At 32.5% G+C, this 25,870-nt stretch carries 21 protein-coding genes; 6 read left to right on the plus strand and 15 right to left on the minus strand.

Going from position 1 to position 25,870, the window contains the following annotated elements:
* Positions 1 to 66 precede the first annotated feature (66 nt).
* The 9 genes from GKZ86_RS14410 to GKZ86_RS14450 all read right to left on the minus strand — a co-directional run bounded on the left by GKZ86_RS14410 (position 67) and on the right by GKZ86_RS14450 (position 7,148).
* Entirely contained in the window at positions 67 to 531 is a 465-nt protein-coding gene (locus GKZ86_RS14410; protein WP_154783779.1) for a hypothetical protein, read from the minus strand.
* 31 nt (positions 532 to 562) lie between these two features.
* Positions 563 to 1,636, minus strand: coding sequence for a serine hydrolase (locus GKZ86_RS14415; protein ID WP_154783780.1), 1,074 nt, complete (start codon positions 1,634 to 1,636; stop codon positions 563 to 565).
* Between the two features lie 117 nt (positions 1,637 to 1,753).
* Positions 1,754 to 2,176 carry a DUF1801 domain-containing protein gene (locus GKZ86_RS14420; RefSeq protein ID WP_154783781.1) on the minus strand — a complete coding sequence of 141 codons (423 nt, stop codon included), beginning with the start codon at positions 2,174 to 2,176 and terminating at the stop codon, positions 1,754 to 1,756.
* 101 nt (positions 2,177 to 2,277) lie between these two features.
* Positions 2,278 to 2,643, minus strand: coding sequence for a hypothetical protein (locus GKZ86_RS14425; RefSeq protein WP_154783782.1), 366 nt, complete (start codon positions 2,641 to 2,643; stop codon positions 2,278 to 2,280).
* 219 nt (positions 2,644 to 2,862) lie between these two features.
* Complete coding sequence (locus tag GKZ86_RS14430; RefSeq protein WP_154783783.1) at positions 2,863 to 3,486, minus strand: hypothetical protein; 624 nt, start codon at positions 3,484 to 3,486, stop codon at positions 2,863 to 2,865.
* A gap of 127 nt (positions 3,487 to 3,613) precedes the next feature.
* Positions 3,614 to 5,071 (minus strand): NAD(P)/FAD-dependent oxidoreductase, encoded by a 1,458-nt coding sequence (locus tag GKZ86_RS14435; RefSeq protein WP_154783784.1) that lies wholly within the window; start codon positions 5,069 to 5,071, stop codon positions 3,614 to 3,616.
* Between the two features lie 149 nt (positions 5,072 to 5,220).
* Positions 5,221 to 5,733 (minus strand): hypothetical protein, encoded by a 513-nt coding sequence (locus GKZ86_RS14440; RefSeq protein ID WP_154783785.1) that lies wholly within the window; start codon positions 5,731 to 5,733, stop codon positions 5,221 to 5,223.
* 29 nt (positions 5,734 to 5,762) lie between these two features.
* The gene (locus GKZ86_RS14445; protein WP_154783786.1) at positions 5,763 to 6,131 is read right to left on the minus strand and encodes a nuclear transport factor 2 family protein; all 369 of its coding nucleotides are present in this window, start codon (positions 6,129 to 6,131) and stop codon (positions 5,763 to 5,765) included.
* Positions 6,132 to 6,182: 51 nt separating this feature from the next.
* A complete protein-coding gene (locus tag GKZ86_RS14450) occupies positions 6,183 to 7,148 on the minus strand; it encodes a helix-turn-helix transcriptional regulator (RefSeq protein WP_154783787.1) in 966 nt (321 codons plus the stop codon).
* Between the two features lie 84 nt (positions 7,149 to 7,232).
* On the opposite strand from GKZ86_RS14450, the gene GKZ86_RS14455 reads away from it, so the two are divergent.
* Complete coding sequence (locus GKZ86_RS14455; protein WP_154783788.1) at positions 7,233 to 8,402, plus strand: NAD(P)/FAD-dependent oxidoreductase; 1,170 nt, start codon at positions 7,233 to 7,235, stop codon at positions 8,400 to 8,402.
* Between the two features lie 71 nt (positions 8,403 to 8,473).
* Here the strand turns inward: GKZ86_RS14455 and GKZ86_RS14460 are convergent, their stop codons facing one another.
* The 3 genes from GKZ86_RS14460 to GKZ86_RS14470 all read right to left on the minus strand — a co-directional run bounded on the left by GKZ86_RS14460 (position 8,474) and on the right by GKZ86_RS14470 (position 13,750).
* Complete coding sequence (locus GKZ86_RS14460) at positions 8,474 to 10,723, minus strand: patatin-like phospholipase family protein (RefSeq protein ID WP_194632536.1); 2,250 nt, start codon at positions 10,721 to 10,723, stop codon at positions 8,474 to 8,476.
* 153 nt (positions 10,724 to 10,876) lie between these two features.
* Positions 10,877 to 12,208: a PAS domain-containing sensor histidine kinase gene (locus GKZ86_RS14465; RefSeq protein ID WP_154783790.1), complete on the minus strand. Its 1,332-nt coding sequence runs from the start codon at positions 12,206 to 12,208 to the stop codon at positions 10,877 to 10,879.
* Between the two features lie 192 nt (positions 12,209 to 12,400).
* Positions 12,401 to 13,750, minus strand: a complete 1,350-nt coding sequence (locus GKZ86_RS14470; RefSeq protein WP_154783791.1) for a sigma-54 dependent transcriptional regulator — start codon at positions 13,748 to 13,750, stop codon at positions 12,401 to 12,403.
* Positions 13,751 to 14,030: 280 nt separating this feature from the next.
* Between GKZ86_RS14470 and GKZ86_RS14475 the strand changes: the two genes are divergently transcribed.
* The 5 genes from GKZ86_RS14475 to GKZ86_RS14495 are packed head-to-tail and all read left to right on the plus strand — an operon-like array spanning position 14,031 to position 23,524.
* On the plus strand, positions 14,031 to 14,744 hold the full coding sequence (locus GKZ86_RS14475; RefSeq protein WP_154783792.1) for an ABC transporter ATP-binding protein: 714 nt from the start codon (positions 14,031 to 14,033) through the stop codon (positions 14,742 to 14,744).
* A gap of 4 nt (positions 14,745 to 14,748) precedes the next feature.
* A complete protein-coding gene (locus tag GKZ86_RS14480; RefSeq protein WP_154783793.1) occupies positions 14,749 to 17,184 on the plus strand; it encodes an ABC transporter permease in 2,436 nt (811 codons plus the stop codon).
* Between the two features lies 1 nt (position 17,185).
* Positions 17,186 to 19,597 (plus strand): ABC transporter permease, encoded by a 2,412-nt coding sequence (locus GKZ86_RS14485; protein WP_154783794.1) that lies wholly within the window; start codon positions 17,186 to 17,188, stop codon positions 19,595 to 19,597.
* Between the two features lie 42 nt (positions 19,598 to 19,639).
* Positions 19,640 to 22,057 (plus strand): ABC transporter permease, encoded by a 2,418-nt coding sequence (locus GKZ86_RS14490; protein WP_154783795.1) that lies wholly within the window; start codon positions 19,640 to 19,642, stop codon positions 22,055 to 22,057.
* Positions 22,058 to 22,069: 12 nt separating this feature from the next.
* The gene (locus tag GKZ86_RS14495) at positions 22,070 to 23,524 is read left to right on the plus strand and encodes a serine hydrolase domain-containing protein (RefSeq protein WP_154783796.1); all 1,455 of its coding nucleotides are present in this window, start codon (positions 22,070 to 22,072) and stop codon (positions 23,522 to 23,524) included.
* 124 nt (positions 23,525 to 23,648) lie between these two features.
* On the opposite strand, the gene GKZ86_RS14500 is transcribed toward GKZ86_RS14495, so the two are convergent.
* The 3 genes from GKZ86_RS14500 to GKZ86_RS14510 all read right to left on the minus strand — a co-directional run bounded on the left by GKZ86_RS14500 (position 23,649) and on the right by GKZ86_RS14510 (position 25,790).
* Positions 23,649 to 23,972, minus strand: coding sequence for a MazG-like protein (locus tag GKZ86_RS14500; RefSeq protein WP_154783797.1), 324 nt, complete (start codon positions 23,970 to 23,972; stop codon positions 23,649 to 23,651).
* A gap of 3 nt (positions 23,973 to 23,975) precedes the next feature.
* On the minus strand, positions 23,976 to 24,890 hold the full coding sequence (locus GKZ86_RS14505) for an AraC family transcriptional regulator (protein WP_154783798.1): 915 nt from the start codon (positions 24,888 to 24,890) through the stop codon (positions 23,976 to 23,978).
* A gap of 93 nt (positions 24,891 to 24,983) precedes the next feature.
* The gene (locus GKZ86_RS14510; protein ID WP_154783799.1) at positions 24,984 to 25,790 is read right to left on the minus strand and encodes an SDR family oxidoreductase; all 807 of its coding nucleotides are present in this window, start codon (positions 25,788 to 25,790) and stop codon (positions 24,984 to 24,986) included.
* Positions 25,791 to 25,870 lie beyond the last annotated feature (80 nt).

Consider the following 25,870-nt stretch of genomic DNA (forward strand, 5'->3'; position numbering starts at 1 on the left):
AAATGGTTCGTAAACGGGTTTCATAATAACCACAAAAAACTCCTTAATTTCTTAAGGAGTTTTTTGTTATAGCTCAAATATTTTTAACCATTTTGTAAAACCGTTGTTGTTTTTAGTTTCGAAAGCTTCAGGAAAATTTTCACTCAGATAGTCCGAAAGCTTTTCAAAATCTTTAGAATTCTTTTCGAATAGATTGATTTTAGTTCCTTCCTTCATCTTTAAGACTATTTCTCGTCCAGTTTTAAAGTCCAATAAATGATAATGATTTTCAGTCCAACCAGAAACATCTTTTAAACTGTATTGTTTTTGCTTTGAGAATGTTTGGCTAATAATTAAAACATCATCAACGAACATGAAGTATTTAATTCTGTTTGTATTCTTAATATATAATAATACCATTATTACGGCAAGTGCTAGTAAGGCTAATTTTTCCCATAATTCTTTCTGCCTTTCTATTAGCATAAAAAACGTTAAACCTACGATTAGTGTATATAAGAGAATTAATAATTTATTTGTTATAGTATGTTTCATAAAAACTAGCTCGTTTATGTATTGCGTTTTATTACTTTGAAAATGATTTTTTCTTCAAAACCTCATCATAATTTATATTAATAAAATCTGCAATCAAACCAGAATTGTTATGGTTTAACAAGATTACAATTCCCCAATTAGATTTTTTATCATAAGCAAGAATTGAAGCACACGCCATTGTATTTCCTGTTTTATAGAAATAAACATCTTTATCGGTTCGTTCCATTTGCAATCCTAAACCTATTTCTCTTTGCGTATTTTTATAAAAAGTATTTTCTGCAAGTATAGTTGCTTTTGAGATTTCACCTTTATTTGATAAGAGGGTTTTTAAAAATTTTGTCAGATCTGAAGTATTAGATTTTAGCAAACCTGCCGGCGCCACAAACGAATTCCAATTAAAAAAATCTTGCTGAACTCCTTTATAATCGTATCCTGTCACTTTGTTTTTTACATCAAAAGATGTTGTCAAAGTATTTTCCATTTTGACAGGAACAAGAATTTTTTCTTTCAATAAAGTTTCAAAATCCTTTCCATACGCTTTCTCTAAAATTATCCCCATTAAAATGAAGTTAATGTTTGAGTAACGATAATTTCCGTAATCAATCAACTTTGTATTTTCGTTGATAAGAGAATGAATTGCTTCCTTTCCTATATCTAAAGGCTGCTTAGGATTTAATTCCATTTGTTTTTTTATATCCAGATCAGGCAAACCGGATTGATGCGAAGCTAAATCAGAAATTTTAAGTTTACCTTTAATTTCTTTTGATAATACATATTCTTTTGGCAGATAATCATCTATAAAATCATCAATTTTTAGTTTGCCTTCATTGTTGGCTTGTACTATTAAATTGGCTGTAAAAAACTTGGTAATAGATCCTATTTCATAAATTGTATTTTGATCTGCCTTCAAATTACTTTCCCTGCTAATTTTTCCGTAATTAAAAAAATACTCCTTACCATTCTCAACAAATCCTATACTAATACCTATTTCCGGATTTTTATTGGAAATAGACTGACAAATAGAATCTATTTTTTTTACTGCTGATTGTCCCGAAATAAATTGACTACTTAATAATAAAATTAAAACGCTTGTAATTATTTTCATTGATTGATGTTTTTTTATAGGACGTGAAATTAACAATATTGTTACTACAACTGTTATTTTTATTATTTTATTCTAAATAATTAACTAATTCAAATCAATAAAAAATATTATACCATTTCACGTTGTTTCAATTCCATATCGAATCGCCGCTTCAAGTACATCAATGTTGATATCTTTTAGCGTTTTAAATTTAATGCAATAACCCGTTACACTTGCCTTACCAAGATCTTTTCCAAATGTTTGAGCTAAAAATGTTTTATCCTTAATACCGAGAATGTAGACAGAGATTCCCGTTGTGTTTGCGCTCACACCAATTCGGAAAAACTCTTTGGTTTTTCCGTCAGCATATTTTAAAACCTGAAATCCATACCCAATGTTTGGGTTACTAACCGTTTTATTTTCGCTGTTTTTACCATCTTCATACCATAATTTACACTCCAGAGCTATACGAAGTATACGTTGGTGCAACTCTTGCATTTCGCTGCGTTTTGGTTCAGGCTGATTTGCAATATATTCTGTTATTTGATCTTGTACGTTCATAATAATATAAATTAAGTAGTTGCTAAATTTATCGTTTCAAAATGAGTTTTGCATTCATAAATTCAGCAAAACGATTAAGATTTCTCAATATTAGAATTTAGTTAATTGCATTTTTTTAAAAATGGAAAATCAAAATTTAAAAGCATCAAAGCTTTATCAAACTTTAAGCTGAAACGTTGTTCATAACCATCGGATTTTGCCTGAAAGTAAAAGGTCGTTAACTTTTTGTTCTGTCTTACTCCTTTAAAAGTTAAATCACAATTTTCAGTAAATTCAATTACACCTTTTTTATTATTTATAACATTTTGTATATAAATTTTCCTTTGCATTTTATTTATAGGCCTAAGTGTCTTTAATTTAAATTTATCTGAAAAATAAATTACCTGCAAGTACTTTCTTTTTTTAATAAAAATATATGAACTGTCTTTTTTAAAGTCGGTCGAATAACCTGTAAAATCTTCAGGCATTCTCCAATATAATGCATTCTTTTCCTTTTTTATGATTTCTGCTAAATATCTATAAGAGTATTTTACACCACCTATATTTACGCTGTCAATTTGACTTTGTGCAAAAAATGGTAATAGTAAAAAAAACATTAATAATTTTATCCTTTTAATTCTGAACTGATTTTGCAATTTTTCTGTATTTTTTCACATTCTTTTTAAATTCAATTTCATCTGTTTCTTTTATTTTGTCAATATCGATCGAAGTACAACAAAAAGTAAAATTATAATTATCCAAATCATAACACGTGGATCAACATCATCAAAAAACTTAGGCTTTTTTTTAAATAAAAATACAGAACCAGTTATAACCGTAATTGCAGAACAAATTAAATATCCCACCTCTCCATCTTTTTGGTCTTTATTGTTTCTGCAATTAATATCGAGATATTCTTTGTCTTTATCTACCAACGAATGAATTTCGCAAGAAGTTTCAGTATCAATATTTCCTAAGTCCTTTTTCAAAACCATAACCGAAATAGTATCGCTAATATTTATTTCGTTTACTACTTCTTCCTTATTTATGCATTTGTAATCATAATCGGCAATTTCGAATGTAGTTTGGTTATTATAACATTTAAATTCAATCCAGTGTCTTTTATTTTTACCTCCACTTACTTTGAATTCCGGTTTTTTTTTGATAATTAAACCTTCAACCATTTCAAGTTCTGATGGTTTTATTTCGTAGCTGCCAATTTTTAAATTAATCAGAAAATAAACGCCCACAAGAATAGAAATTACTGCAACTAATAAATAACCACCTCGTTTTTGTTCCCAATCTTCCTGATTACTTAGGGCTTTTTTCATATAAATTGCTCAATCGAATTTGAATTTGTTCTCTACGAATATAGGAAATTATTATATTGAGCGTTTTTGCTTATGTTTTTTTTTAAATCAATTAAAAAAATATTTCGAATAAAATCTAATTATTGATTTAAACGTCTTTTTTCTTTAAGACTCGTCCTCGCGGTTCATCGCCTTCATAAAGTACGATTTCTGAATGTAGAAACTGTGCGGCATCTGCAGAATCTTTTACTTTGGTGGCGCTTCGTTCCAGCATTTCTGATTCAAACTCGGTTAATACACTTTGCCTCACTCCTGCTTTTCTCCATTGCGATAAAGGCCTGCATTCTTTTACGATTTCGCGAGCCAGCGAAAGTGCATCCAAAAGTGCTTGATTTGCACCTTGTCCTTTAAATGGACTCATTGGATGAGCTGCATCTCCAATTAAAGTTATTGCTCCGTTTTTTTCTAATAATTCTGATTGAAGTAATTCGCGGTCATAAACGGGATATCCGGAAATTTGCGCTTCTAATGTTGCTGCTAAAATCTGAGGAATTGGATCGTGCCATTGTGTTCTTCGACAAGCTTCTTCTTTGAGTGCTTTCGGACCTTGAACGCTTAACGTTTTAGCTTCTTCTTCTGACATTGGAAAACTAAGCTGCCACATTACCGAATCTGCCGTATAAGGCATTATGTAAATTCGTTCGTTGCCATTGGCAGTTTGAAATACAGTTGCAGAATCCAGTAGAGAACTATCAACTCCTTCGAGAGCGCTCAAAGGGCAAATACCCAAGATTACGATACAATCCAGATAACGTAAAGGAGCAATTTCATCACCAATCAGCAACTTCCGGACTGAGCTTCGAATTCCATCGGCGCCAACTACAAGATCTGCTTTGGCTGTTTTTATCTCTCCGTTTACCTGAAAAGTTAAATCAATACTTTCGTTCTCCTGTTCCTTAAAATCTATTAATTGATGTCCCCATTGTACGGCATCTTTTTCGCCAAGTTGTTCCAATAATGCCAGGCGTAAAGATTGCCTCGCGATATGCACATTGGTACGTTTGGGAGATGTTTTGGTTTCTGACGGAATCCATTTTCTGATTCCCCACTCACCGATCACTTTTCCTTCTGTAGTATGAACCAAATGTCTTGTTGAAATTACTCCTTCTTGTAAAGAGAAAATTCCCAATCCTTCGATTGCTTTACTGGCTTGTTGCAATGTGAGTCCGTAGCCCTGAGATCGAGCATCGAAATTGATATCACGCTCATAAAGCGTAAAAGGAATTCCTCGGTGTAAACAAGCCACGGCCAGCGCCACTCCGCCAATTCCGCCGCCAATAATGGCGACGTGCGGGTAATTTTCTTTATCTGCTGCCGGAGGATTAACAGAAGGAATCAATCCTGATGCACTACAGTTTAGACATGAATCTAAATGGGCTTTAGGTTTGATTGGAGTTGTACCTTCTCCGTTTGATTTTTCAAATTGATCAAGTTCTCTTTGGTAATGGAGTCGCACTTTCTTGCTGAGTCTTCGGCTTTTTTTGCCTCGTCCCTTACATTCGGGACAAATCGTCCAGCTTGCTTCTTCATTCTCCACTTTTTCCAATTGCTCTTTATTTAACTTGATTTTGACTTCGTAATAATTGCGATGCAAAAATAGTTTAAAAACAAGGAACTGAAAAATTGTAGAATTTATATTGGAACTTTACAAACCAAGGTAACGGTCTTGTTTTTTAAGAAACAATATTTATCCTTTTATTTAGGCAAATATTTTTCTCTTAAATCTTTTCCATCTTCCATGTATTTAACATTCGGATTTTCTATTATGAATTCTTTTTTTGCTTCCTCAGAAAGAGAATCAATAAAATTTTCTCCATATTTTCTGTCTATCTCTTTCCACATTTCAATTTGATAACAATAAGGCTCAAAACTACCCATTCTGGTACATCCACTTAAATGTTCCTTTGTTTCTATTCCATATTTACTAAGCTTTTTCGAAAGTTTTTTAAATATCCCGTCGATAGCATAACCAAAATATATTAATTTTCCATTTTTAATATCACTAAGCGCTCTCGCTTTTTGATTAATACAAAACGTATCAATTACCGTAACATCTAAATTTCTATTTTTCATCCACATATTGGCGTAAACTTCTTCGCTGTACACGATAAGTTTTCCATTAGCGTCAAATTTCTTTAATTCTGCTTTTTTATTTTGGCAAGAATAAAACTGAAAACACAAAAACAATAAAATAAATACTTTCTTCATAGATTTTTATTTGTTGTAGAAAAAATTATTTAATTCTCAACCAATTCAATATCCATAGTTTTTATCAATCCATTCTGAAAAGTATAAACATGTTTCACCATTCCGTCAAACATTAAATCGCCTTTTAAGTCTTTTACATTTTGATGTACTTTTACTTCTAAGCTTCCGTTTTCTCTTTCATCGAAACCAACTGGTTCAACTTTCGGATTAATTTCCGTCCATTGTCTTGTCCAATATTTTTTGATTTCGTCGTGTCCGCTTATGTAGCCGCCTTCCCATGCTTTAGACCATTGCACATCCGGTTGCATTGTTGAAAGTGCATTGTCAATGTTTCTTTCGTTAAAAGCAGTATATGCTTTTTTGATTGTTTCTTCGAATTGAGTTGTTGATTGTGTCATTTTTTGAATTGATTGATTATATCATAAAAGTAAACTATTTTTTCTTAAACACTAACTCACAGAATACTTCTTCGGTTTCATGCCAATATGCTGTTCAAAAACTCTTGAAAAATGGCTGAGATTTGTAAATCCTAATTGATAGCCAACTTCTGAAACTGTCAAGTGTTTTTCTTTTAGCAATCTTGCTGCTTCCTGCATTCGCATGGATTGAAAATATTCGAAAACGCCTTTGCCAAAAGTTTGTTTAAAAAGTTTTCGCAATTTAGGTTCGCTCATTCCGGCTTCTTTTGCAAGCAAAGCAATATTGGGCGGTTCGTCGAGATTTGATTGCAAACTCAGTTTGATCGCATAAATCGCTTTAATATCTTCGATATGCATGTTACTTGTTGGCGTAGCTTCGCGTTGTATCAATTGAGAAAAAATGCAGCAAAGTAATTCTTCGCATTTCAGTTTGCTGTAATGACTTTCTAAACTTTCAGATACGGGTTGTTCCAGAATTTCGCTGGCAGTTTTAATCATCTCTGGTGAAATGCTGGTTTCAAATGCAAAGTTTTCTTTTCCATTTAAAATCGTTGCCACTACAGGATGTTCTATATTTCCAAAAGTTTCTCGTAAATATTGTCGTGAAACCGCAATTGTAATACTTCTAAAAACAGTATTTGATGGCATTGTAAGTACGGCAGAAACGGCATGCATGCAAATAAACACATTCGACTGTTCTGGCAATAATTGTTTTTCTGTTTCTAACGGAGACGGAAAAACATCACTCAGCATAAAAACAACATCTTCTTGTCCTTCATCTAAAATATTGGTTCGCTCCAGTAAAATTTCTTCATGCAGATAATAATTGCGTATCATCATTCGAAGATTATTTTGTTTCCAGGAAAATCCCGTCAAATAACCTCCGCCTTTGCTTTCAGGAATATCAATAAAACGTCCGCGAACGGTTGCACCAATCGCTTTTGCAAATTGACGTGTAATTCCCGAACCTTTTTGATCTACAACTGATATTTTCATTTATGACTATTTTATTATCATTTACGGTTATTTTGTTCGTAAAAGTAACAATAATTTTGCTTCATAATAATTAAATAAAAGAAGATGAGTACATTACTTAAAAATAAAAAGGTGGCAATTATTGGCGCCGGACCCGGAGGATTAACGTTGGCAAGATTACTTCAACTTAAAGGGGTTGACGTAAAAGTTTACGAAAGAGACGAAAACAGACATGTAAGAGTGCAAGGAGCAACGCTGGATTTGCATACTGATTCTGGATTAAAAGCTCTTGAAGCGGCTGATTTAATGGATGCATTTAAAGCAACTTACAGACCCGGCAATGATCGATATCGTATTGTCGACAAAAACGCAGTTATTTTTCATGACGATCACGAAAAAGATTCAACGGGTGATTTTGGAGATGAATGGTTTCGACCTGAAATTGATCGCGGCCCGTTAAGAGATATGCTAATAGATTCTTTGAAACCGGATACTGTTGTTTGGGACAGCCATATTGTTTCAGTTGAAAATATTGGGGAAAATTGGGAAATCATTTTTGAGAATGGCCAAACGGCAAAGGCAGATGTTGTAATTGGAGCTGATGGCGCCAATTCTAAAATTCGTCCGTTTCTTACGCCAATCAAACCCGTTTATTCAGGAGTTACTTATTTAGTATGTAATATTGATGACGCTGAAAAGAATGCTCCTAAAGTTTATGATTTATTAAAAGGCGGAAAAATTGCTGCGCTTGATGAATCAAAAACAATATTTGCTAGTGCTAAAGGCGATGGTACGATGGATATTTATATTGGCTTTAAAACAGATCTAAACTGGGCTAAAGAAAGTGGTATCGATTTTAAAAACAGTACCGAAGTTTTGAAATGGTTTAAAAAAGAATACGCCAATTGGGATAGCATCTGGCTTGAAATATTCGACGACGAAAAAACCGATTTTATACCAAGACCTTTATTCTCTATGCCTTTAGACCAATATTGGGAATCTCAACCTAACATAACTTTGCTTGGTGACGCGGCGCATTTATTGCCTCCAAACGGAGAAGGCGTAAATTCTGCAATGCTTGATGCTTTGAATTTAAGCGGGATTTTGACTAACGGAAATTTTACTACTGTAGAAGCTGCGATCGCTTTTTATGAAAAACAGATGTTTGCACGATTTGTTGAGGAAGGAAAGGAAACGGGCGAAATGATGGATTGGATGTATGCTCCGGAAGGATTGCAGGTAATGGTAAACATGCTTAATGGAATACCAACTTAAAAAGAAGAATTGCTTATTTACAAAAAACTCCATTAGAAATAATGGAGTTTTTTATTATTCAAATTTAATATTTAATCCAAACTCAAAATATATCCTAAATTAAAATAAGGCATTATTCTTTTATTAAAATCGCTGTACATTAAACTGGCTTCAATTGGGCCCAAAAATGTTCGGTAACCGCCTGTTAGCGAATAACCAATTCCCTGATGAGGAATTGTATTTAGCCTGAAATTGCTTGTAATAAAATCATAATACAAACCGTTTACTTTTGTTATTACAAACAAATTGTTCGTAATCGCATATTGATAACCAACTTTGAAACTTATAGCACTTGCTGTAAAAATAGATGCTTCGGGTAAACCTGAAAAAGTAATTTGATTCCTGATTACATTGTTTAATCCACCAATTACAAAATCATTCATAATGGCTTGTTTGTAATTAAAATTCATTCCTGATTGCAGTTGAACAAAGAATGCATTTTTGTTTATGGGGAAATATTTTTCAAAATTAATTCTTAGCTGTGTATAAGAACTACTGCTTAAAGTTCCTGAATCATTATTAGCCAACTCAGTACCATTTTGAGAAATCGTAAAATCGACATTCTGATTATATACTACACCAGCTTTAATGTAAATATCACTTCCGCGGTTGGGATAAAGCGGCGTATTGAATGTATTGTGATGCAAAAATAAATACGTATCCATATAACGAAGATTTCCGTTTGCTTCAATTTGGGAAATAATTTTAGGCTCAAAAGCCACATAACCCAAACTTGTTCCAAAACCCAATGCCCAATTATTTTCTGGTTGCCACACTATTTGAAAATCAGTATTTTGACTTACCTGATTATAAAGTCCGGTGCTCGAAAATTCAGGATTATAAGTATTGATATCAATCGTTTCTATAGTAGCTTCTAACTCCATTGTAAACTTTCGATCTTTTGTCAGATAGAAACCATAGCCCAGTTTGGCTCTCGGATTTTCTCCAATCGAAACATCAAACGAAGTGGTCGAAAAAGGCACTAAAAATCCTTTTTTAACAAATCCCGTTTTAAGCGCAATTCCCGTACTTGTGTTATAGTGAAGACCAAACCTTGTAAAAGTTGTTGGCGCTTTCTCGACATCAAAAATAATTTTTGCTTTTCCCGGTTCTACAGGAACAAGCGAATAATTAATTTTTGTGAATGCACGTGTTGAAAAAGCCGATCGTATTGAAGTTCCCAATTGATTTGCTGTGTAATACGAATTCGGTACAAAATCAATAAGATCTACAAAAGCAGGTTTTTCATAAGCCGCGATTCCTTTGATATCATATTGAGAAATAAAAACAGAGTCCTTTTTTTGCACTCTCTTTTCTATAATTTCTTTTCCATAAATAAGGTCAAGAGAATCTTTTAATCTCTTTATTTTCGGATAAAGCTCTTTTCCTTTTGCCAAACCAATTTTGATAATTTCTTCCTCTGCAGAAAAGCTGCTTGTACCATAATTTCCTAACGGATAATCGATATATATATCAACAAGTTTTTTTTGTTCTTCCAGATCTTTTACGGCATTAAAAAAAGGAAGTCTACTGATAATATCAAGAGGAGACTGTATTTTATCAACAGGATCCTGATCGCCGGAAACATCACTTCCTATCACAAAATCAGCACCCATTTCCCGAACATTTTCGACAGGAAAGTTCCTGACAATTCCACCATCTACGAGAAGTTTTCCGTTAATTTCTACCGGAGTAAAAACAGACGGTATTGCCATACTCGCGCGAACGGCGTTTACAATATTTCCGTTTTTTAAAACTACCATTTTTCCTGTTCCAACATCAGCTGCGATACATTGAAAACCTTTTTCGAACTTACTAAAATCGTTTATTTCGTAATATGGATAATACAACTCAGCCAATTTCAGCCAAAGCTCATTCGATTCGATAAAACCTTTTTTAAGAGCGAGTTTTCCTCTTATTAAAGGCAATATAAAATAGTGTCCAAAATCTTCTTTTTCTTTAAGATTTAAGCTGTTTACAGGAGGATCATTTGATAATAAGGAAGTCCAGTCAAGAGTTTTGGCTATATCTAAAATTTCATCAGCATTATAACCTGCAGCGTATAAACCTCCAACAACAGCACCCATACTAGTTCCAGTTACATAATCTACTTTTAGCCCGACAGAATCAATCGCTTTAAGAACGCCAATATGAGCAATTCCTTTGGCTCCGCCGCCACTTAACGTAAGTCCAATTTTAGGACGGGTATTTTGCGCGTTCGAAGATTGAACGGCAAACAATAGTAAAATAAGTAAAAAGGGCGCGTTGTAAAGTTTTCGCATATATAACATTTTATCTGTCTAAATAATAAAGATAATGATTTTCTTATATTTTCATAACATTACATTGCTGACAAAAGCGTAAATTTCATCAAGTATTTGTTACTCAAAGCAAAATACCTTTAAAAATGTAATATTTCCTTAAAATTACATTTCCTATTCCAAAAGACAAATTTCAAAAGCAGTTTTTTTGCTTTCTGATTTATAAGAGATATAACCGCCATGCGCTTCGATAATATTTTTAGACAAAGTCAATCCAATTCCCGCGCCTTCATTTCGCGTTGTAAAAAACGGCAGGAATATTTTATTTTCAATTTCTTTTTCAATCCCGTTTCCGTTATCCGTAATCTTGATAAACGTTCGGTTTTCTTTGGCTTCCGCCGAAATTAGAATCTGTTTCAGCTGCGTATCTTTTAGCGCGTTGATAGAATTCGTTAAAAGATTAATCAAAACCTGCTCCATTTGCTGTGAATCAATATTGATCCAGCGTTTAGAAGAAATCGTATTTATAACTTCAATATCATTTTCCTTAAATAACGGATTCATAATCTGAACACAACTTTCCATCAAATGCTGCAATTCTGTTTTTTCTTTTTTCGGAGAAGGCAGCATCGCCAGTTTTCGGTAACCTTCTACAAATTTTTGCAAATGATCACTTCGGCGCAACATCGTTTCGACACTATTTTTTACATCTTCTAAATCTTCCTGCGATAAAGAATCCTGTTCTACTAAATCCTGCAAATTCTGGCAAATTGACCGAATTGGTGTTATCGAATTTAAAAGTTCATGCGAAATCACTTTCATCAAATTTACCCACGCATCTTTCTCTTTTTTCTCAACAACATTTTGAATTGAATCCAGCAAAACAATAAAATAATCCTTTTCGAAAATCTCTGTTCTTGACGCCTGCAAAACGAATGTTTGCATGTTTTGTTCGTTGATGCTGATTTCTACAGATGTTTTTATTTCCTGAAAATTATCTTCTTCGATAATCTGGCACAAAGAAGGCAATTGGTTTTTAAGATATTTCCATTTAGAAACTTTGGGAACATTAAAATGACTTGAAAAATAATCGTTCATCAAAAAAATATCCCAATCGTTTTCCTGTTTTTGCAAAATGATAATTCCCGTTTCGATATTATTCAAAATAGAACGGTAAATAATATCTTTTGAAACCTGTTCGTTTTGTTTCGTTTTCAGCGTATCATATAACTGAAACAAATCGTTATAACTTTTATTGAATTTATGTTTTGAAAAATCTGAAGTAAAATCATTCTGCAAAATCGAAGCGATCGTTTTATCATACAACAAAACAAAATTCCGAACATAAAAATACATTTCGCGAATAAGCAAAAACACCATAAAAAGACCAAAAATACCTGTAAAAATTAAATTTATTTTAAAGAAGAAAATCGAAAATTCAATTCCCGCTACAATAAAAATCAATCTTAGAAACAGCAACTTATAAGTTTGAAATGTTTTAAACATATTAATTAATTTTAATCTGTTGGTAATTAATTTTAACACATAGAAACATAGGTCTCTTTTTAGAAATGAATAAAAAAAGAAATGCAAAAAGAAACTAGTTTCTCAAACATAGCTATGTGTATTAATGCAAATAAAATGTCTTTCGACACTATGCAAAACTATCTTTCTATGTGTTAAAATCAATTACAGCAATTAGTTAATGTTGATATTATATTTCTCTAAACGACGATACAAAGAACCTCTGGATAAACCCAATTCTTCGGCTGTTTTACTAATATTATTATTGTTTTTGAGCAACGCTTTTTCGACCGCAGCTTTTTCTACAGACGAAAGCTGAATATCATCCGGATTTTCATCATAAGCGGTTATCGTTTCTAAATCAAGATCTGAAACCGTGATTTTATTATTTTCACAAAGAATAACGGCACGCTCAATTTTATTTTCCATTTCACGAATGTTTCCGTTCCAGGCGTGTTTTTCAATTTGTTCGAGAACTTTTTTGTCGAAAGTAATCGCGTCTCTTCCGTATTTTTCGATCATTTTATCTAAAAGATATTCTGCCAACGGAATTTTATCTTCATTACGTTCTCGCAACGGAGGCAAAACAATTTCCATCGTATTAATGCGGTAATACAAATCTTCCCTGAAACTTTTATCTGCAACTTCCAGTTTCAAGTTTAAATTGGTTGCCGTAATAATTCTCACATTCAAAGGTCTCGGTTTTGTTTCGCCCAATCTTGTTACCGTTTTTGTCTGGATAACCTGCAAGAGTTTAGATTGCAAATGCAACGGCACATTTCCTATTTCATCCAGAAAAATAGTTCCGTTTTGAGCCATTTCAAAACGTCCGGGCGTATCTAATTTTGCATCCGTAAAAGCACCTTTTGCATAACCGAATAATTCACTTTCGAAAATATTCGAATTTAAAGAGCCTAAATCAACTGCAATAAAAGGATTGTTTTTTCTTTCGGACTGACTAAAAATATGATGCGCCAAAACAAATTTTCCCGTTCCGTTTTCTCCAAGAATCAAAACATTTGCATCGGTTTTAGCCACTTTATCAGCTAGCGAATAGGCCTTTTTTATAATTTCAGAAGTACCAACAAAAAAGTCATTTTCAATTTCAATATTCTTGTCTTTCTTTTGTTCTTTGCGAGATTTCTCTACGGCTTGTTTTACAGATTCGAGTAGTTTTTTATTTTCCCACGGTTTTAAGATATAATCGAAAGCACCGGATTTTAAACCTTCAACAGCCGTTTCGACTTTTCCAAAAGCAGTCATTAAAATCACAACCGTTTTTGGCGAAAGCGTTTTTATTTCTTTCAATAAATACAAACCTTCCCTTCCGTCTTCAAAACCAATTCTGTAATTCATGTCGAGCAAAACGACATCGATGGTTTTTTTCGACAATAATTCGACAATATTTTTTGGATTATTGAGTGTATAAATGTCTTCAAAATACTTTTTCAGGAACACTTTCGACGCAAAAAGGATGTCTTCCTGATCGTCGATGATTAATATTGAGGCATTTGTCTTTTTCATTTTTGTTCGGTTTTGGACGAAAGCTGTCCAATATTGGACACTTTAAATTTTATTCAAAAAATAAAAATGTAAAAATAAGGCAGTTACAGATTTTAAGTTTTTGGCATGAAAATCACATTATGACTAGCAAATCATCAAACATGAGAATCATTATTGCTGGTAAAAATAACAAAAATAGATAGCGAACAACTATATTGTTAATTATCTTAATTTCGACGCGTTTCTTTTACCTCGGCAATAAAAAAATTAAAAACGAACATCAATCTAAAAAACAACCATTATGATCAACATTACAAAACTTTCGAAAGTATTTAGAACCGAAGAAATAGAAACAAATGCATTAAGCGAAATTTCATTAACGATTAATCAAGGCGATTTTGTTTCGATTATGGGACCTTCGGGAAGCGGAAAATCTACTTTATTAAATATCATTGGATTATTAGACAGTGCTTCTGCCGGAAGTTACCAATTGTTAAATCAGGAAATGGTTGGCACGAAAGAAAAAACAAAATCGAAAGCGAGAAAAGAAAACATCGGATTCATTTTTCAGAATTTTAATTTAATTGATGAACTTTCTGTTTTTGATAATATCGAATTACCTCTGATTTATAATGATGTTCCAGCTTCTGAAAGAAAGAAAAAAGTAAATGAGATTGCTAATAAATTAGGCATTTCGCACCGATTAAAACATTATCCGCAACAACTTTCGGGAGGTCAGCAACAACGTGTTGCCGTTGCAAGAGCTTTAATTAATGATCCGAAAATTATTCTTGCCGATGAACCTACAGGAAACCTGGACAGTAAAAACGGGAATGAGGTTATGGAATTATTAACGGATCTGCATGCTAACGGAGCTACAATTTTGATGGTAACGCACTCTGATTATGATGCTTCATTTTCGCAAAAAACAATTGTGATGAAGGACGGAATTATACTTTCAGAAAAAACAAATAATAGAAATGTGGATGTTTTTGCAGCGAACTTAAATAACTAGGATTATGCTGAAAAACTGGATTAACATTTTTATATACCACATCAAAAACAACAAATTCTTTACGGCTTTGAATGTTTTGGGTTTGAGTATTGGAATCGCAGGTTTAATTTTTGCCATTTTATATTGGAATGAGGAACAGAGTTATAACGAATGGAACCCAAACAAAGAAGTTGTTTTTCAATCTATATGCCAGATAAGTCCGGATAATTTTTGGTCTACGAATGTGTCATCGTTTGAAGATTATTTTAAAACCGATTTCAAGGAAATTGAAAGTTATTGTTATCTCGATAATTGGTATGCTGAAAAGCTAATTCAATACAACGATAAAAAAGGCATTTTTAAAATCATCGATGCTCAAAAAACTTTTTTCGAAATGTTTCCTTTTAATTTTATAAAAGGAAGTGCAAAGACAGCTTTAAAAGACAAAAGTTGTATTGCTATTTCAAAACAAATGGCTCTAAATTTATTTGGAAACATCGATGTTTTGGGCAAAACAGTGATCTATACCGATAAAAAATTAGTTGTTACGGGCGTTTATACAATTCCCGGAAAATCATCTTTGGCGCCGGAAGCTGTTGTAAATCTTATCGATGAAAAGTTGCCTACAGAAAAAGACAGCTGGGGAAATTTTAATAATGGTTTATTAATAAAATTAAAAAATCCGGCCGATAAAAATAAAGTGATTGCCAAAATGGAAAGTCTGCTATTCAAAAATCGTACTGCAAAATGGGCGAAAAAAGAAGGTTTGACTATTGCAGAATGGCAGAAAAAAAATGGGGTTGAGAATATGAAAATATTTCTGGAACCTTTAAAAGATGCCAGATTACATTCGATTGTTGATGGATATGCAGAAGGAAAAGGCAATTATCAATTCCTGATGATTATGATGGGATTATCTGTTTTGATTTTGATCTTATCACTTTTTAATTATATCAATCTGGCAACGGCAAATGCCATAAAAAGAGCTAAAGAAGTTGGGGTTAGAAAAATTTTAGGAGCATCAAAAAGTAATATTGTCCTACAGTTTATTTTTGAAACTTTCATCATTACTTCTTTTTCTATTCTTTTATCCTTAGTGATTGTGGAGTTATCATTGCCTTTTTACAATAATTTTTTAGAAAAGGAATTAGCCATTCATGGCTCACAATTTTTTGTTGAATTGGGTTTCATTTTTATTGTTACTGTAATTCTTGCCGGAATATTTCCAGCGCTTTACATTTCGAATTTTGAAACTTTGAAAGTATTAAAGGGAAATTTTGGAAGAAGCAAAAGCGGTGTCTGGCTGAGAAACGGAATGCTTATTTTGCAATTTGCAATTGCCGCTTTTTTTATTATCGGATCTTATATTGTGTATGAGCAAGTACAGTTTTTAACCCAAAGAGATTTAGGTTTTAAAGGCGATCAGGTATTAGAAATAAATTATAGAAAACCTTATTTCGATCCAAATGATCAAAACGCAGTCAAAAACTTATATACGCGATATGAAACTGTTAAACAGGAAATCTCAAAAATCAAAGGTGTTTCGCAAGTAAGTACAGGAGCGTTTTCTTTTGGCGGCGGCGGCACTTCATCATCAACTTTTAGCTATCATGGTATTAATATTCAGGGACAAAATATGGCTGTTGATTTTGGAATGCTCGAAATGCTAAAAATCAAATTAAGTCAGGGACGTTATTTTGACAGTCGAATTTCATCAGACACGATTACGAATATATTGATAAACGAAACGGCTTTGAAATTAATGAAAGAAAAAAATCCCATTGGTAAAATTGTAAAATGGAACGAACATAAACTCAAAATTATTGGAATAGTAAAAAATTTCAATATCTGGGGACCAAAAGCGCAAATTCCGCCCATGGTATTTTTTCATCTAAAAACAATCAGCTGGATGAATCTGAATGTCAATCATATATTCGTAAAAGTGAATCCTGCGGAAATGCAAAATACAATTGCCGATCTCGAGAAATTCTGGAAACAAAATATTACTACTGATTATCCTTTTAAATATGATTTTACAGATAAGGCTTACGCCAGAAATTATAAGGAATTTGTGAATCAGAGAAATCTTTTTTCTTTATTGAATATAATCGTAATTCTCATTGCTCTTTTCGGACTCTTTGCATTGGCTTCGTATTCAATACAAAGTCGTATGAAGGAAATTGCCATTCGAAAAACACTTGGCGCCGAAACCAATGTTTTGCTAAAAGAACTGTCTAAACAATATATTATTTTTTGTGTTATCGGATTTCTGATTGCGGTATTCCCGGCCTATTATTTATTGAATAAATGGCTCGAAGATTTCGTTTTTAGAATTGATATTCCAATACTTCCGTTTCTTATTGGCTTTGTGGCATTACTCTCTTTAACGCTAATTGTAGTGCTTTCGAGAACGTATCAGGCGACAAAAGTCGATGTATTAAAATATTTAAAATACGAATAACATGCTAAAAAACTGGACTAACATATTTATATACCACATCAAAAACAACAAATTCTTTACGGCTTTGAATGTTTTGGGTTTGAGTATTGGAATTGCAGGATTAATTTTTGCAATTTTGTATTGGAATGAGGAACATTCGTATGATCAATGGAATCCTCAAAAAGATAAAATTTATACTATAATGAGTGATCTTGGTGGCGGAAATGTCTGGGCTGTAACCTCGACAATTCCTGCTCCTATTTTAAAAGCAACTACTTCTTATGTAGATGATTATTGCTTTATTAGAACCAATTACAGTAAGGAAACGATACAATACAAAGGTAAAATAGAATTGTTTGACAAGATTTTTACGGCACAAAGCAGTTTCTTTTCTTTTTTTCCTTTTGAATTTGTTCGAGGCGATGCAAAAAGTGCTATTCACGATCGCAACAGTATTGCTATTTCTGAAGAAACTGCCTCTCGTTTATTTAAGGATGAAAATCCGATGGGAAAACAAGTCAGATATGCAGAACAAATTTTCGTTGTTCGCGGCGTATATCGATTGTCCGAAAAATCTTCGGCAATGCCATCTGCAGTTACAACTGTAATTGAAGACGATCTCGAAAAAGACAGAGAAAGCTGGGGCTTGAGTTATGGATTAATGCTTAAGCTAAAAAAACAAAGCGATTCAACTGCTGTTGTTAAAAAATTAAATGAAATTTTTGTTCAGGAAAACTACAAAAAGCAGGCAAAGAGTGAAGGTTTATCTCTTGAAGCTTTTATAAAAAGATATGGAGAACCGCTTAAAATGAGGTTACTGCCACTCACTGCTGCAAGGCTTCATCAGGGAAATACTCCTTTTCCGGAAGGAAACAGCAACCTGATATTTTTGCAAATATTAATGGGTTTGTCTATACTTATTTTACTGTTATCTATTGCAAATTATATTAATCTGGCAACCGCAAATGCTATAAAACGTGCTAAAGAAGTAGGCGTAAGAAAAGTTGTTGGCGCCACAAAATTGCAAATCATAATTCAATTTGTATTTGAAACCATATTAATTACGCTTTTCTCCGTTTTATTAGCATTGGTAATTGTAGAGCTTTCACTGCCTTTTTATAATTCGCTTTTAAACAAAAACCTCATCATTATCGGAACGCAATTCTATCTTCAATTAGTGTTGATTTTTGTTCTTGTTGTTTTTGTTTCCGGGGTTTTTCCGGCAATTTATATATCAAATTTTGAGCCTTTGAAAGTTTTAAAAGGTAACTTTTCAAGAAGCAAAAGCGGTGTATGGTTTCGTAACGCAATGCTTGTTTTGCAATTTGCTATCGCAACCTTTTTTATCATTGGTTCTTTTATTGTCTATCAACAAGTAAATTTTATGGCCGCAAAAGATCTGGGTTTTAATGGATCGCAAGTCATCGATATTTCTTTTAAGGCTAAAAAAGGAAGAGGACAATTTGAAAGATATAAAACCATACAACAGGAACTTCAAAAAATTAATGGTGTTGAAACTGTTTCTACAGCATCATTTTCTATTGGAAGCATGGAAAACTCGTGGAGTGGTTTACATTATAAAACCAATCCGGAAGTTATAACGCAGCAAATGGGTATTGATTTTGGAATGCTGGATCTTTTGGGAATACAAATATTAAAAGGAAGAGATTTGACCGATAAATTTGCCTCAGATACTATTTCGAATGTTTTACTAAATGAAACTGCCGCAAAAACATTACAGGAAAAAGATCCTTTGGATAAAATTGTCAATTTATCGGAGGGAAATTATAAAGTCGTAGGAATTGTAAAGGACTTCAATTATTTCGGACTTGAAAATAAAATTGGTCCAATGATTTTCTTTCATCTCAAAACAGAAAAATGGGCACAAAAAGATATACATACTATAGCCGTTAAAATTTCACCAAAAGAAATGCCTCAAACTATTGATGCTATTGGAAAATTCTGGAAAACAAAAGTTGACTCAGAATATCCGTTTGAATATACTTTTGTCGATAAAAACTTTGCCCGATCTTATAAAAAGTATCAAAACCAAAGTCAGTTATTTTCTCTTTTAAATGCGATTGTAATTCTAATTGCCGTTTTCGGATTATTTGCTTTGGCTTCATTTTCAATGGAAAGAAGATTAAGGGAAATTGCTATTCGAAAAACGTTGGGCGCAGAAACAAATGTTTTACTCAAAAATTTATCCAAACAATATGTAGTTTTCTGTTTGATTGGTTTCATGATCGGAATAATTCCCGCTTATCTTTTGTTGCAAAAATGGCTTGAAGATTTTGCTTTTAGAATTGATATTCCGTTGCTGCCGTTTTTTGTTGCACTTGTTTCTTTACTGTTTTTGACCTTGACAATTGTTTTGGCAAAAGCATATCAGGTAACCAAAATTGATATTTTGAAATACCTGAAATATGAATAACTAAAAGTGTTTAACCTTTTAGAACTAACCTCAACCAAAACTATGATACTAAATTATATCAACATATTTATTTACCAGCTCAAGCACAACAAGCTGTTCTCTTTTCTTAATATTTTAGGATTGTCAATAGGAATTGCGGGATTAATTTTCGCTTTACTGTATTGGAACGACGAACAAAGTTATAACGAATGGAATCCTGAAAAAGAAAAAGTCTATCAGGTTTTGGTTCAGGTAACCGATATGCCTGCCTGGTCTAATTGTGCCTTATTTTTGAAACCCGCTTTAGACAAAGATCCAAATATCGAATCTATACTATATGCTGACTATTGGTATCAAAAAGATAAAATTATTTATAAGGGAAAGAAAGAATTTGTAGATAAAATTATCAATGTCGAACAAAATTTCTTTTCTTTTTTTCCTTTCAAAATGATTCAGGGCGATGCAATTTCAGCTATAAAAGATGATTCCAGCATTGCTATTTCAGATATTACGGCTAAAAGGATTTTTGGAAATGAAAATCCCATTGGGAAACAAATAAAATGTTTTGACCAGCTGTTTTCTGTACGCGCCGTGTATCATATTCCAGGAAATTCTTCGATTGCGCCAAATGTCATCATCAATAAAATGAAGGAACTGACAACTTCCGGAATGATGAATCCGTTTATTTTAAAGTTATTACTAAAAGTAAAAGACCCGTCAAAAGTTGATCTTACAAGACAGAAACTCGAGAGACTTTATAACCACGATTTTATTACCCGACTTGCCAAAGAAGCAGGTTTTACAGCCGAAGTTATGGCTAAAAAAGTAGGTTATTTTACGGTTATTCTTGAACCTTTGTCTAAGGCCAGATTACATTCGATAGCAGATGGTTATCCTGAAACGCGAGGAAATTATCAGTTTTTGATGATCATGATGGGTTTGTCTCTTTTGATTCTCATTTTGTCGATTGTTAACTATATCAATCTCGCCACTGCAAATGCGGTAAAGCGAGCAAAAGAAGTTGGAGTGCGTAAAATTTCGGGAGCTTCTAAAGGCGATATAATTATTCAGTTTCTTTTTGAAACTATTTTAACAACGAGTTTCTCCATTTTATTAGCGTTAGTAATTGTAGAACTTGCTTTGCCTTATTACAACAATTTTTTAAACAAAAACATTGCACTTCTCGCCAGTCAGTTTTATCTACAATTGATTCTGATTTTCATCATTACGGTTTTGACTGCTGGATTATTACCGGCAATTTACATCGCCAATTTTAAAACTTTTAAAGTCCTGAAAGGAAATTTCGAAAGAAGCAAAAATGGTCTTTGGCTGCGTAACGGAATGCTTATTCTTCAATTTGCAATTGCTGCTTTTTTTATTATTGGTTCTAATATTGTATATCAGCAAATTAAATATTTACAAAATAAAGATCTTGGTTTTAAAGGCGATCAGGTAATTTCGGTTTGCCTAAATTTCCCATCAATTGAACATCAATCAGAAAACGCAGAACAAATTATTTACAATAAATACAGCATCATAAAACAACAGCTGTATAAAATTAAAGGCGTTCAACAAGTTTCTACCGGTCTTATTTCTTTTGACGGTTCAGATAATTCTATTTCTCCGGTGCTGTATAATAATGAACTTTTTAAGGAAAGAATAATCAATTTAGATTTTGGAATGTTTGAAATGCTGAATATTAAAATAATAAAAGGCAGAGATTTTGATAAAAAAATAGCGTCTGACACCGTTAATTCAGTCATAATAAATGAAACGGCCGCAAAATTAATGAATCTTAAAACTCCACTTGGAAAAGAACTTCTCATACGGGATCAAAAATTAAAAATTATTGGTATTGTCAGGGATTTTAACTTATTGAGCCCAGAATTAAAAGTGCCGCCAATTGCTTTTCATCATATTAAAACCTTTGATATGGCGCATAACATAGATAAAGTTTACATAAAACTAAACGCCGACAATTTGGAAAACACGATTACCAATATCGAAAAATTATGGTCGAAAGTCGATACCGAATATCCGTTTCAATATGATTTTGTCGACAAGCAATACGCAAGAACTTATGAAACGTACACCAAACAAAAGAATCTTTTTTCGCTTTTAAATATTATCGTAATTGCAATAGCATTATTCGGCTTATTTGCTTTGGCTTCTTATTCGATACAAAGACGAATGAAAGAAATCGCCATTAGAAAAACACTTGGTGCAGAAACCAATACATTGCTAACAGCTTTATCAAAACAATATATTTTGTATTGTATAATTGGATTTCTGATTGCCTTGTTTCCGGTTTATTATTTATTAAATCAATGGCTCGAAAATTTTGCTTTTAGAATTGATATTACTGTGTTTCCTTTCTTTTTAGGATTTATTATTTTACTTATTTTGACTTTGATAATTGTGCTTTCAAGAGCTTATATCGCAACAAAAACGGATATTTTAAAATATTTGAAATATGAATAATAAATAACCTCTATGATAAACCTAATTAAACTATTTGTTTCACTCTTAATACTGTTTTCATTTTCTGCTGGTAAAGCCCAAAATAACCCGAAGGCTTTCTTAAATACAGAAATTGATAAATACATATTTCAAATTCAAAACAGGTATGTAATTCCCGGAATTTCACTTGCTGTTATTAAAAACGGAAAGGTAATTCACAAAAAAAATTATGGGAAAGCAAATATTGAGAATGACATACCTGTCTCTGATAAATCTATATTTAGAATTTATTCTTTAACAAAGTTAATTGTTACGACAGGAACTTTTCAACTTATAGAGCAAGGCCGATTATCTTTAGAAGACTCTGTTTCAAAATACATTAGTGGTCTTCCAAAAACATGGAATTCTATTCAAATTAAAAATTTGCTAACACAATCTTCCGGGCTTCCCGATATTGTGAACTATGAAAAACTAGAAGAGAATGTTGCGCAAGAAAAAGTATTTGCAGATACGATAGCGTTTAAAAAAGGAGAGAAATTTGAATATAATCAAACCAATTTTTGGCTTCTTCAAAAAGTTATAGAAACGGTGAGCAGACAAGATATTGAAACCTTTATTACACAAAACCAGTTTACTGATATATCTAAGAAAAGTATGTTTTTCTCAACAGACTCAAGAGACATTATTCCAAATAGAGTTACGCCATATTTTAATTATGATACTGGCAAAATGCAAATTAGCCTTCCAAACAACGGCAGTTATCTTAATAGCTGTAATGGGATCAATATCACAATGGACAGTTTTTTGATATGGGACAAAAAATTAAACAGCAATAAACTTATTAATGAGAAATCAAAAAATAGTATGTGGGAAACTTTTCCTTACTCCAAATCAAACGAAAAATTTACTTTTGGTTGGGATGAACGCGTAATTAATGGTCATCTATCTTATGGTTTTTCCGGTGGAAGAATTACTGCTTATAGAAATTTCCCTAAAGATAATTTAAGTATCATTTTTTTAGCAAATGGCTTGGGAGGGAATAATTTTGATGTTGAAAATATTGTTAATCAGATTGCATATTTGGTCGATAACGATATTATTGACTATAATGTTTTAGCCTTCGAGTCTTTAATTAATTCTGCACAAAATAATATAGATAATTTTAAAAATGCTTTTACAACTTTAAAAAACAATCCCAAATATTTAAATGTAAATTTCGAAGAGCATTTAAACGCTATTGGATATATCCTTTTGAACGAGAAAAAAACTCAAGAAGCCGTATTTGTATTTACTTTAAACACCACAGAAAATCCGAAGTCTTTTAATGCTTTTGACAGTTTAGGAGAGGTTTGTCAGATAAATAAGAATTTCGAAAAGGCTTTGCTAAATTATACAAAAGCAAAAGAACTAAATGCTGATGAAAGCTACCAAGCAAATGTCAGTAAAAAAATAAAAGAATTAGAAGAGATAATAAAAACCACAAAATAAAACAGAAATTTATTAATTCAGATTAAAAAAAAGACTCCATTATAATCATGGAGTCTTTTTTAGTTATTTAATTTCGTGAATTAAAAAATGTTGCTTTTTCAGAATTTGCAATTTGGCACAAAAATTAATTCCCTACTAATTCTTCTGTTTTAGTTAAAAAATCTTCTGTAACTTCTTCAATATTAATATTCATTCTTTCAGCCAAAACCGTAAGCCACCAAATAGACTCTCCTATTTTGTGTTTCAATTCTTCTTCTGTATTTCCTTTTGGCCATCTTCCTTGTTGCGACATTACGTTGCGACCAACCAAACCTGCATCAGTCAAAAAAGCCAATGCATCTTCTTCAATTGTCCATTCGCTGCCGTGATGCGATAATTCTAGTTCGTGATAACGTGCTCTTATTTTTAAAGAACGCTCTTTTAGCTGTTCAAAGTTTAGTGATGCCATAATTTAATTTTTATTGAATAATTCTTTAAATGCAATCGGACTGATATTTGTTTTTTTCTTAAACAATTTATTGAAAGACTGCGGATGCTCAAAACCTAATTTATAAGCGATTTCTGAAACCGAAAATATTCCTTTTGCAATATATTCTTTTGCCTTTTCTATCAATTTATCGTGAATAAACTGCTGCGTATTTTGCCCTGAAGTGCTGCGTAATAAATCGCTCAGATATCTTGGCGATAATTGCATTTCGTCTGCTACAAACTGCACGGTTGGCAAACCATTTTCCAGTGGTTTTTCGGTATTAAAATAATTCTCCAACAAGTTTTCCAGTTTAGAAAGTATATCGTTATTAACTGCTTTTCGGGTAATAAACTGGCGATTGTAAAAACGATTGCTATAATTCAGCAAAAGTTCTATTTGCGAAATAATAACATCCTGGCTAAAATGATCAATTCGTTCGTCGAGTTCATTCTGAATATTTTTGAAAACGCCCAAAATCGTTTCTTTTTCTTTTTCTGAAAGATATAAAGCTTCAGCAGCCGAATAAGAGAAAAATCCGTACTTTTTGATATTCTCATTTAAACTATAAGGCCGAAAAAAATCAGGATGAATATTTAGCGACATTCCGCTGTAATCCGCTTCTTCTTCCTGCATTTTCAAAACTTGTCCCGGAGATACAAATGACATTCCGCCTTCTTCAAAATCATAGAAACCGTGTCCGTAACGTAATTTTCCTGTGAAATTTGTTTTGAAAGATATCTTATAAAAATCCAAAACAATACCGTTTTCAAAATCCTTCGGATCAAATATAGCTTCGCCATAATTTAGTATACTAATAAGCGGATGCATTGGTTTTGGTTGTCCCATCGCTTTATGTAACTCTGAAATGGAATTGAATATTTTGGGTTGATTTTTCATTTTCATGGATTAAGTTGCAACTTAAAATTCTGGAGTTTTTACAAATTTACGAAATGTTCTACTGGCGCAATATTCCAGTGAACTATTCTAAAATTAAAAAGTAAACATGGCTTTCATATTTTGCACCTGAGTTTCGGCACCCAAACTTAATCGTTCGTTATATAATGCATTTGCATCATTTCCAGCAATATATCGCAATTGGCTTTTGTTGTCAGTTGCTGCTTCGTAGATAATTTGGGCAACATCTTCGGCTTTTGTGTAGTTTTCCATTTTTTCTGCGCTATAACCTTTACTTACTTCAAGCGTTAATTTTTCGTATGCTTCGTGTTGTCCAACTTCCATAGAACGAACAGCAAAATCAGTTTGCATTCCGCCCGGAGCGACAACTTTTACCTGAATTCCAAATTGCGTTAATTCAGATGCCAGACTTTCAGAAAAACCATCTACGGCAAATTTTGTCGCACTATAAATCGAACAAGTCGGAAAACCCATTAATCCAAAAGTAGAAGTAATATTGATAAAAGTTCCGCTTTTCTTTTCACGAAAGTGAGCTACAAACGCTTTTGAAACTCTAATAACACCAAATAAATTAGTTACGATTTGACGCTCAATTTGCTGATTATCCAAAGATTCTAAAGCACCAATTAAACCATATCCGGCATTGTTTAAAACAACATCAACCGAATATTTAGCCGTAATATTTTTAATAGTTGAATCAATTTGTTCCTCGTTCGTAACATCCAACGGAAGTACAATTACATTCTCTAACTGATTTAATTCTGTTTCTTTTTCAGGATTACGCATCGTTGCAATAACTTGCCAGCCTTTGCTTTGAAATAATTTTGCCGTAGATTTTCCTAATCCTGTTGAAGCGCCTGTAATAAAAATTGTCTTTTGCATTTTTAATTGTTTTAAAATTATAATGCAAAGATCAGCCGAAGCATAAAGTTGCTTGTAGCCATTTTGGAAGTTGTATTAGC

It is taken from the genome of Flavobacterium sp. LC2016-13 (assembly GCF_009707955.1).
In the GTDB taxonomy this organism is placed as follows: domain Bacteria; phylum Bacteroidota; class Bacteroidia; order Flavobacteriales; family Flavobacteriaceae; genus Flavobacterium.

Coding starts and splice junctions, on each gene's coding strand:
- GKZ86_RS14430 (WP_154783783.1), bottom strand. CDS start 3,486: ATGAAAAAAGCCCTAAGTAATCAGGAAGATTGGGAACAAAAACGAGGT.
- GKZ86_RS14450 (WP_154783787.1), bottom strand. CDS start 7,148: ATGAAAATATCAGTTGTAGATCAAAAAGGTTCGGGAATTACACGTCAA.
- GKZ86_RS14470 (WP_154783791.1), bottom strand. CDS start 13,750: ATGAAAAAGACAAATGCCTCAATATTAATCATCGACGATCAGGAAGAC.
- GKZ86_RS14455 (WP_154783788.1), top strand. CDS start 7,233: ATGAGTACATTACTTAAAAATAAAAAGGTGGCAATTATTGGCGCCGGA.
- GKZ86_RS14485 (WP_154783794.1), top strand. CDS start 17,186: ATGCTAAAAAACTGGACTAACATATTTATATACCACATCAAAAACAAC.
- GKZ86_RS14510 (WP_154783799.1), bottom strand. CDS start 25,790: ATGCAAAAGACAATTTTTATTACAGGCGCTTCAACAGGATTAGGAAAA.
- GKZ86_RS14500 (WP_154783797.1), bottom strand. CDS start 23,972: ATGGCATCACTAAACTTTGAACAGCTAAAAGAGCGTTCTTTAAAAATA.
- GKZ86_RS14505 (WP_154783798.1), bottom strand. CDS start 24,890: ATGAAAAATCAACCCAAAATATTCAATTCCATTTCAGAGTTACATAAA.
- GKZ86_RS14445 (WP_154783786.1), bottom strand. CDS start 6,131: ATGACACAATCAACAACTCAATTCGAAGAAACAATCAAAAAAGCATAT.
- GKZ86_RS14415 (WP_154783780.1), bottom strand. CDS start 1,636: ATGAAAATAATTACAAGCGTTTTAATTTTATTATTAAGTAGTCAATTT.
- GKZ86_RS14425 (WP_154783782.1), bottom strand. CDS start 2,643: ATGCCTGAAGATTTTACAGGTTATTCGACCGACTTTAAAAAAGACAGT.
- GKZ86_RS14410 (WP_154783779.1), bottom strand. CDS start 531: ATGAAACATACTATAACAAATAAATTATTAATTCTCTTATATACACTA.
- GKZ86_RS14480 (WP_154783793.1), top strand. CDS start 14,749: ATGCTGAAAAACTGGATTAACATTTTTATATACCACATCAAAAACAAC.
- GKZ86_RS14490 (WP_154783795.1), top strand. CDS start 19,640: ATGATACTAAATTATATCAACATATTTATTTACCAGCTCAAGCACAAC.
- GKZ86_RS14475 (WP_154783792.1), top strand. CDS start 14,031: ATGATCAACATTACAAAACTTTCGAAAGTATTTAGAACCGAAGAAATA.
- GKZ86_RS14465 (WP_154783790.1), bottom strand. CDS start 12,208: ATGTTTAAAACATTTCAAACTTATAAGTTGCTGTTTCTAAGATTGATT.
- GKZ86_RS14495 (WP_154783796.1), top strand. CDS start 22,070: ATGATAAACCTAATTAAACTATTTGTTTCACTCTTAATACTGTTTTCA.
- GKZ86_RS14420 (WP_154783781.1), bottom strand. CDS start 2,176: ATGAACGTACAAGATCAAATAACAGAATATATTGCAAATCAGCCTGAA.
- GKZ86_RS14440 (WP_154783785.1), bottom strand. CDS start 5,733: ATGAAGAAAGTATTTATTTTATTGTTTTTGTGTTTTCAGTTTTATTCT.
- GKZ86_RS14460 (WP_194632536.1), bottom strand. CDS start 10,723: ATGCGAAAACTTTACAACGCGCCCTTTTTACTTATTTTACTATTGTTT.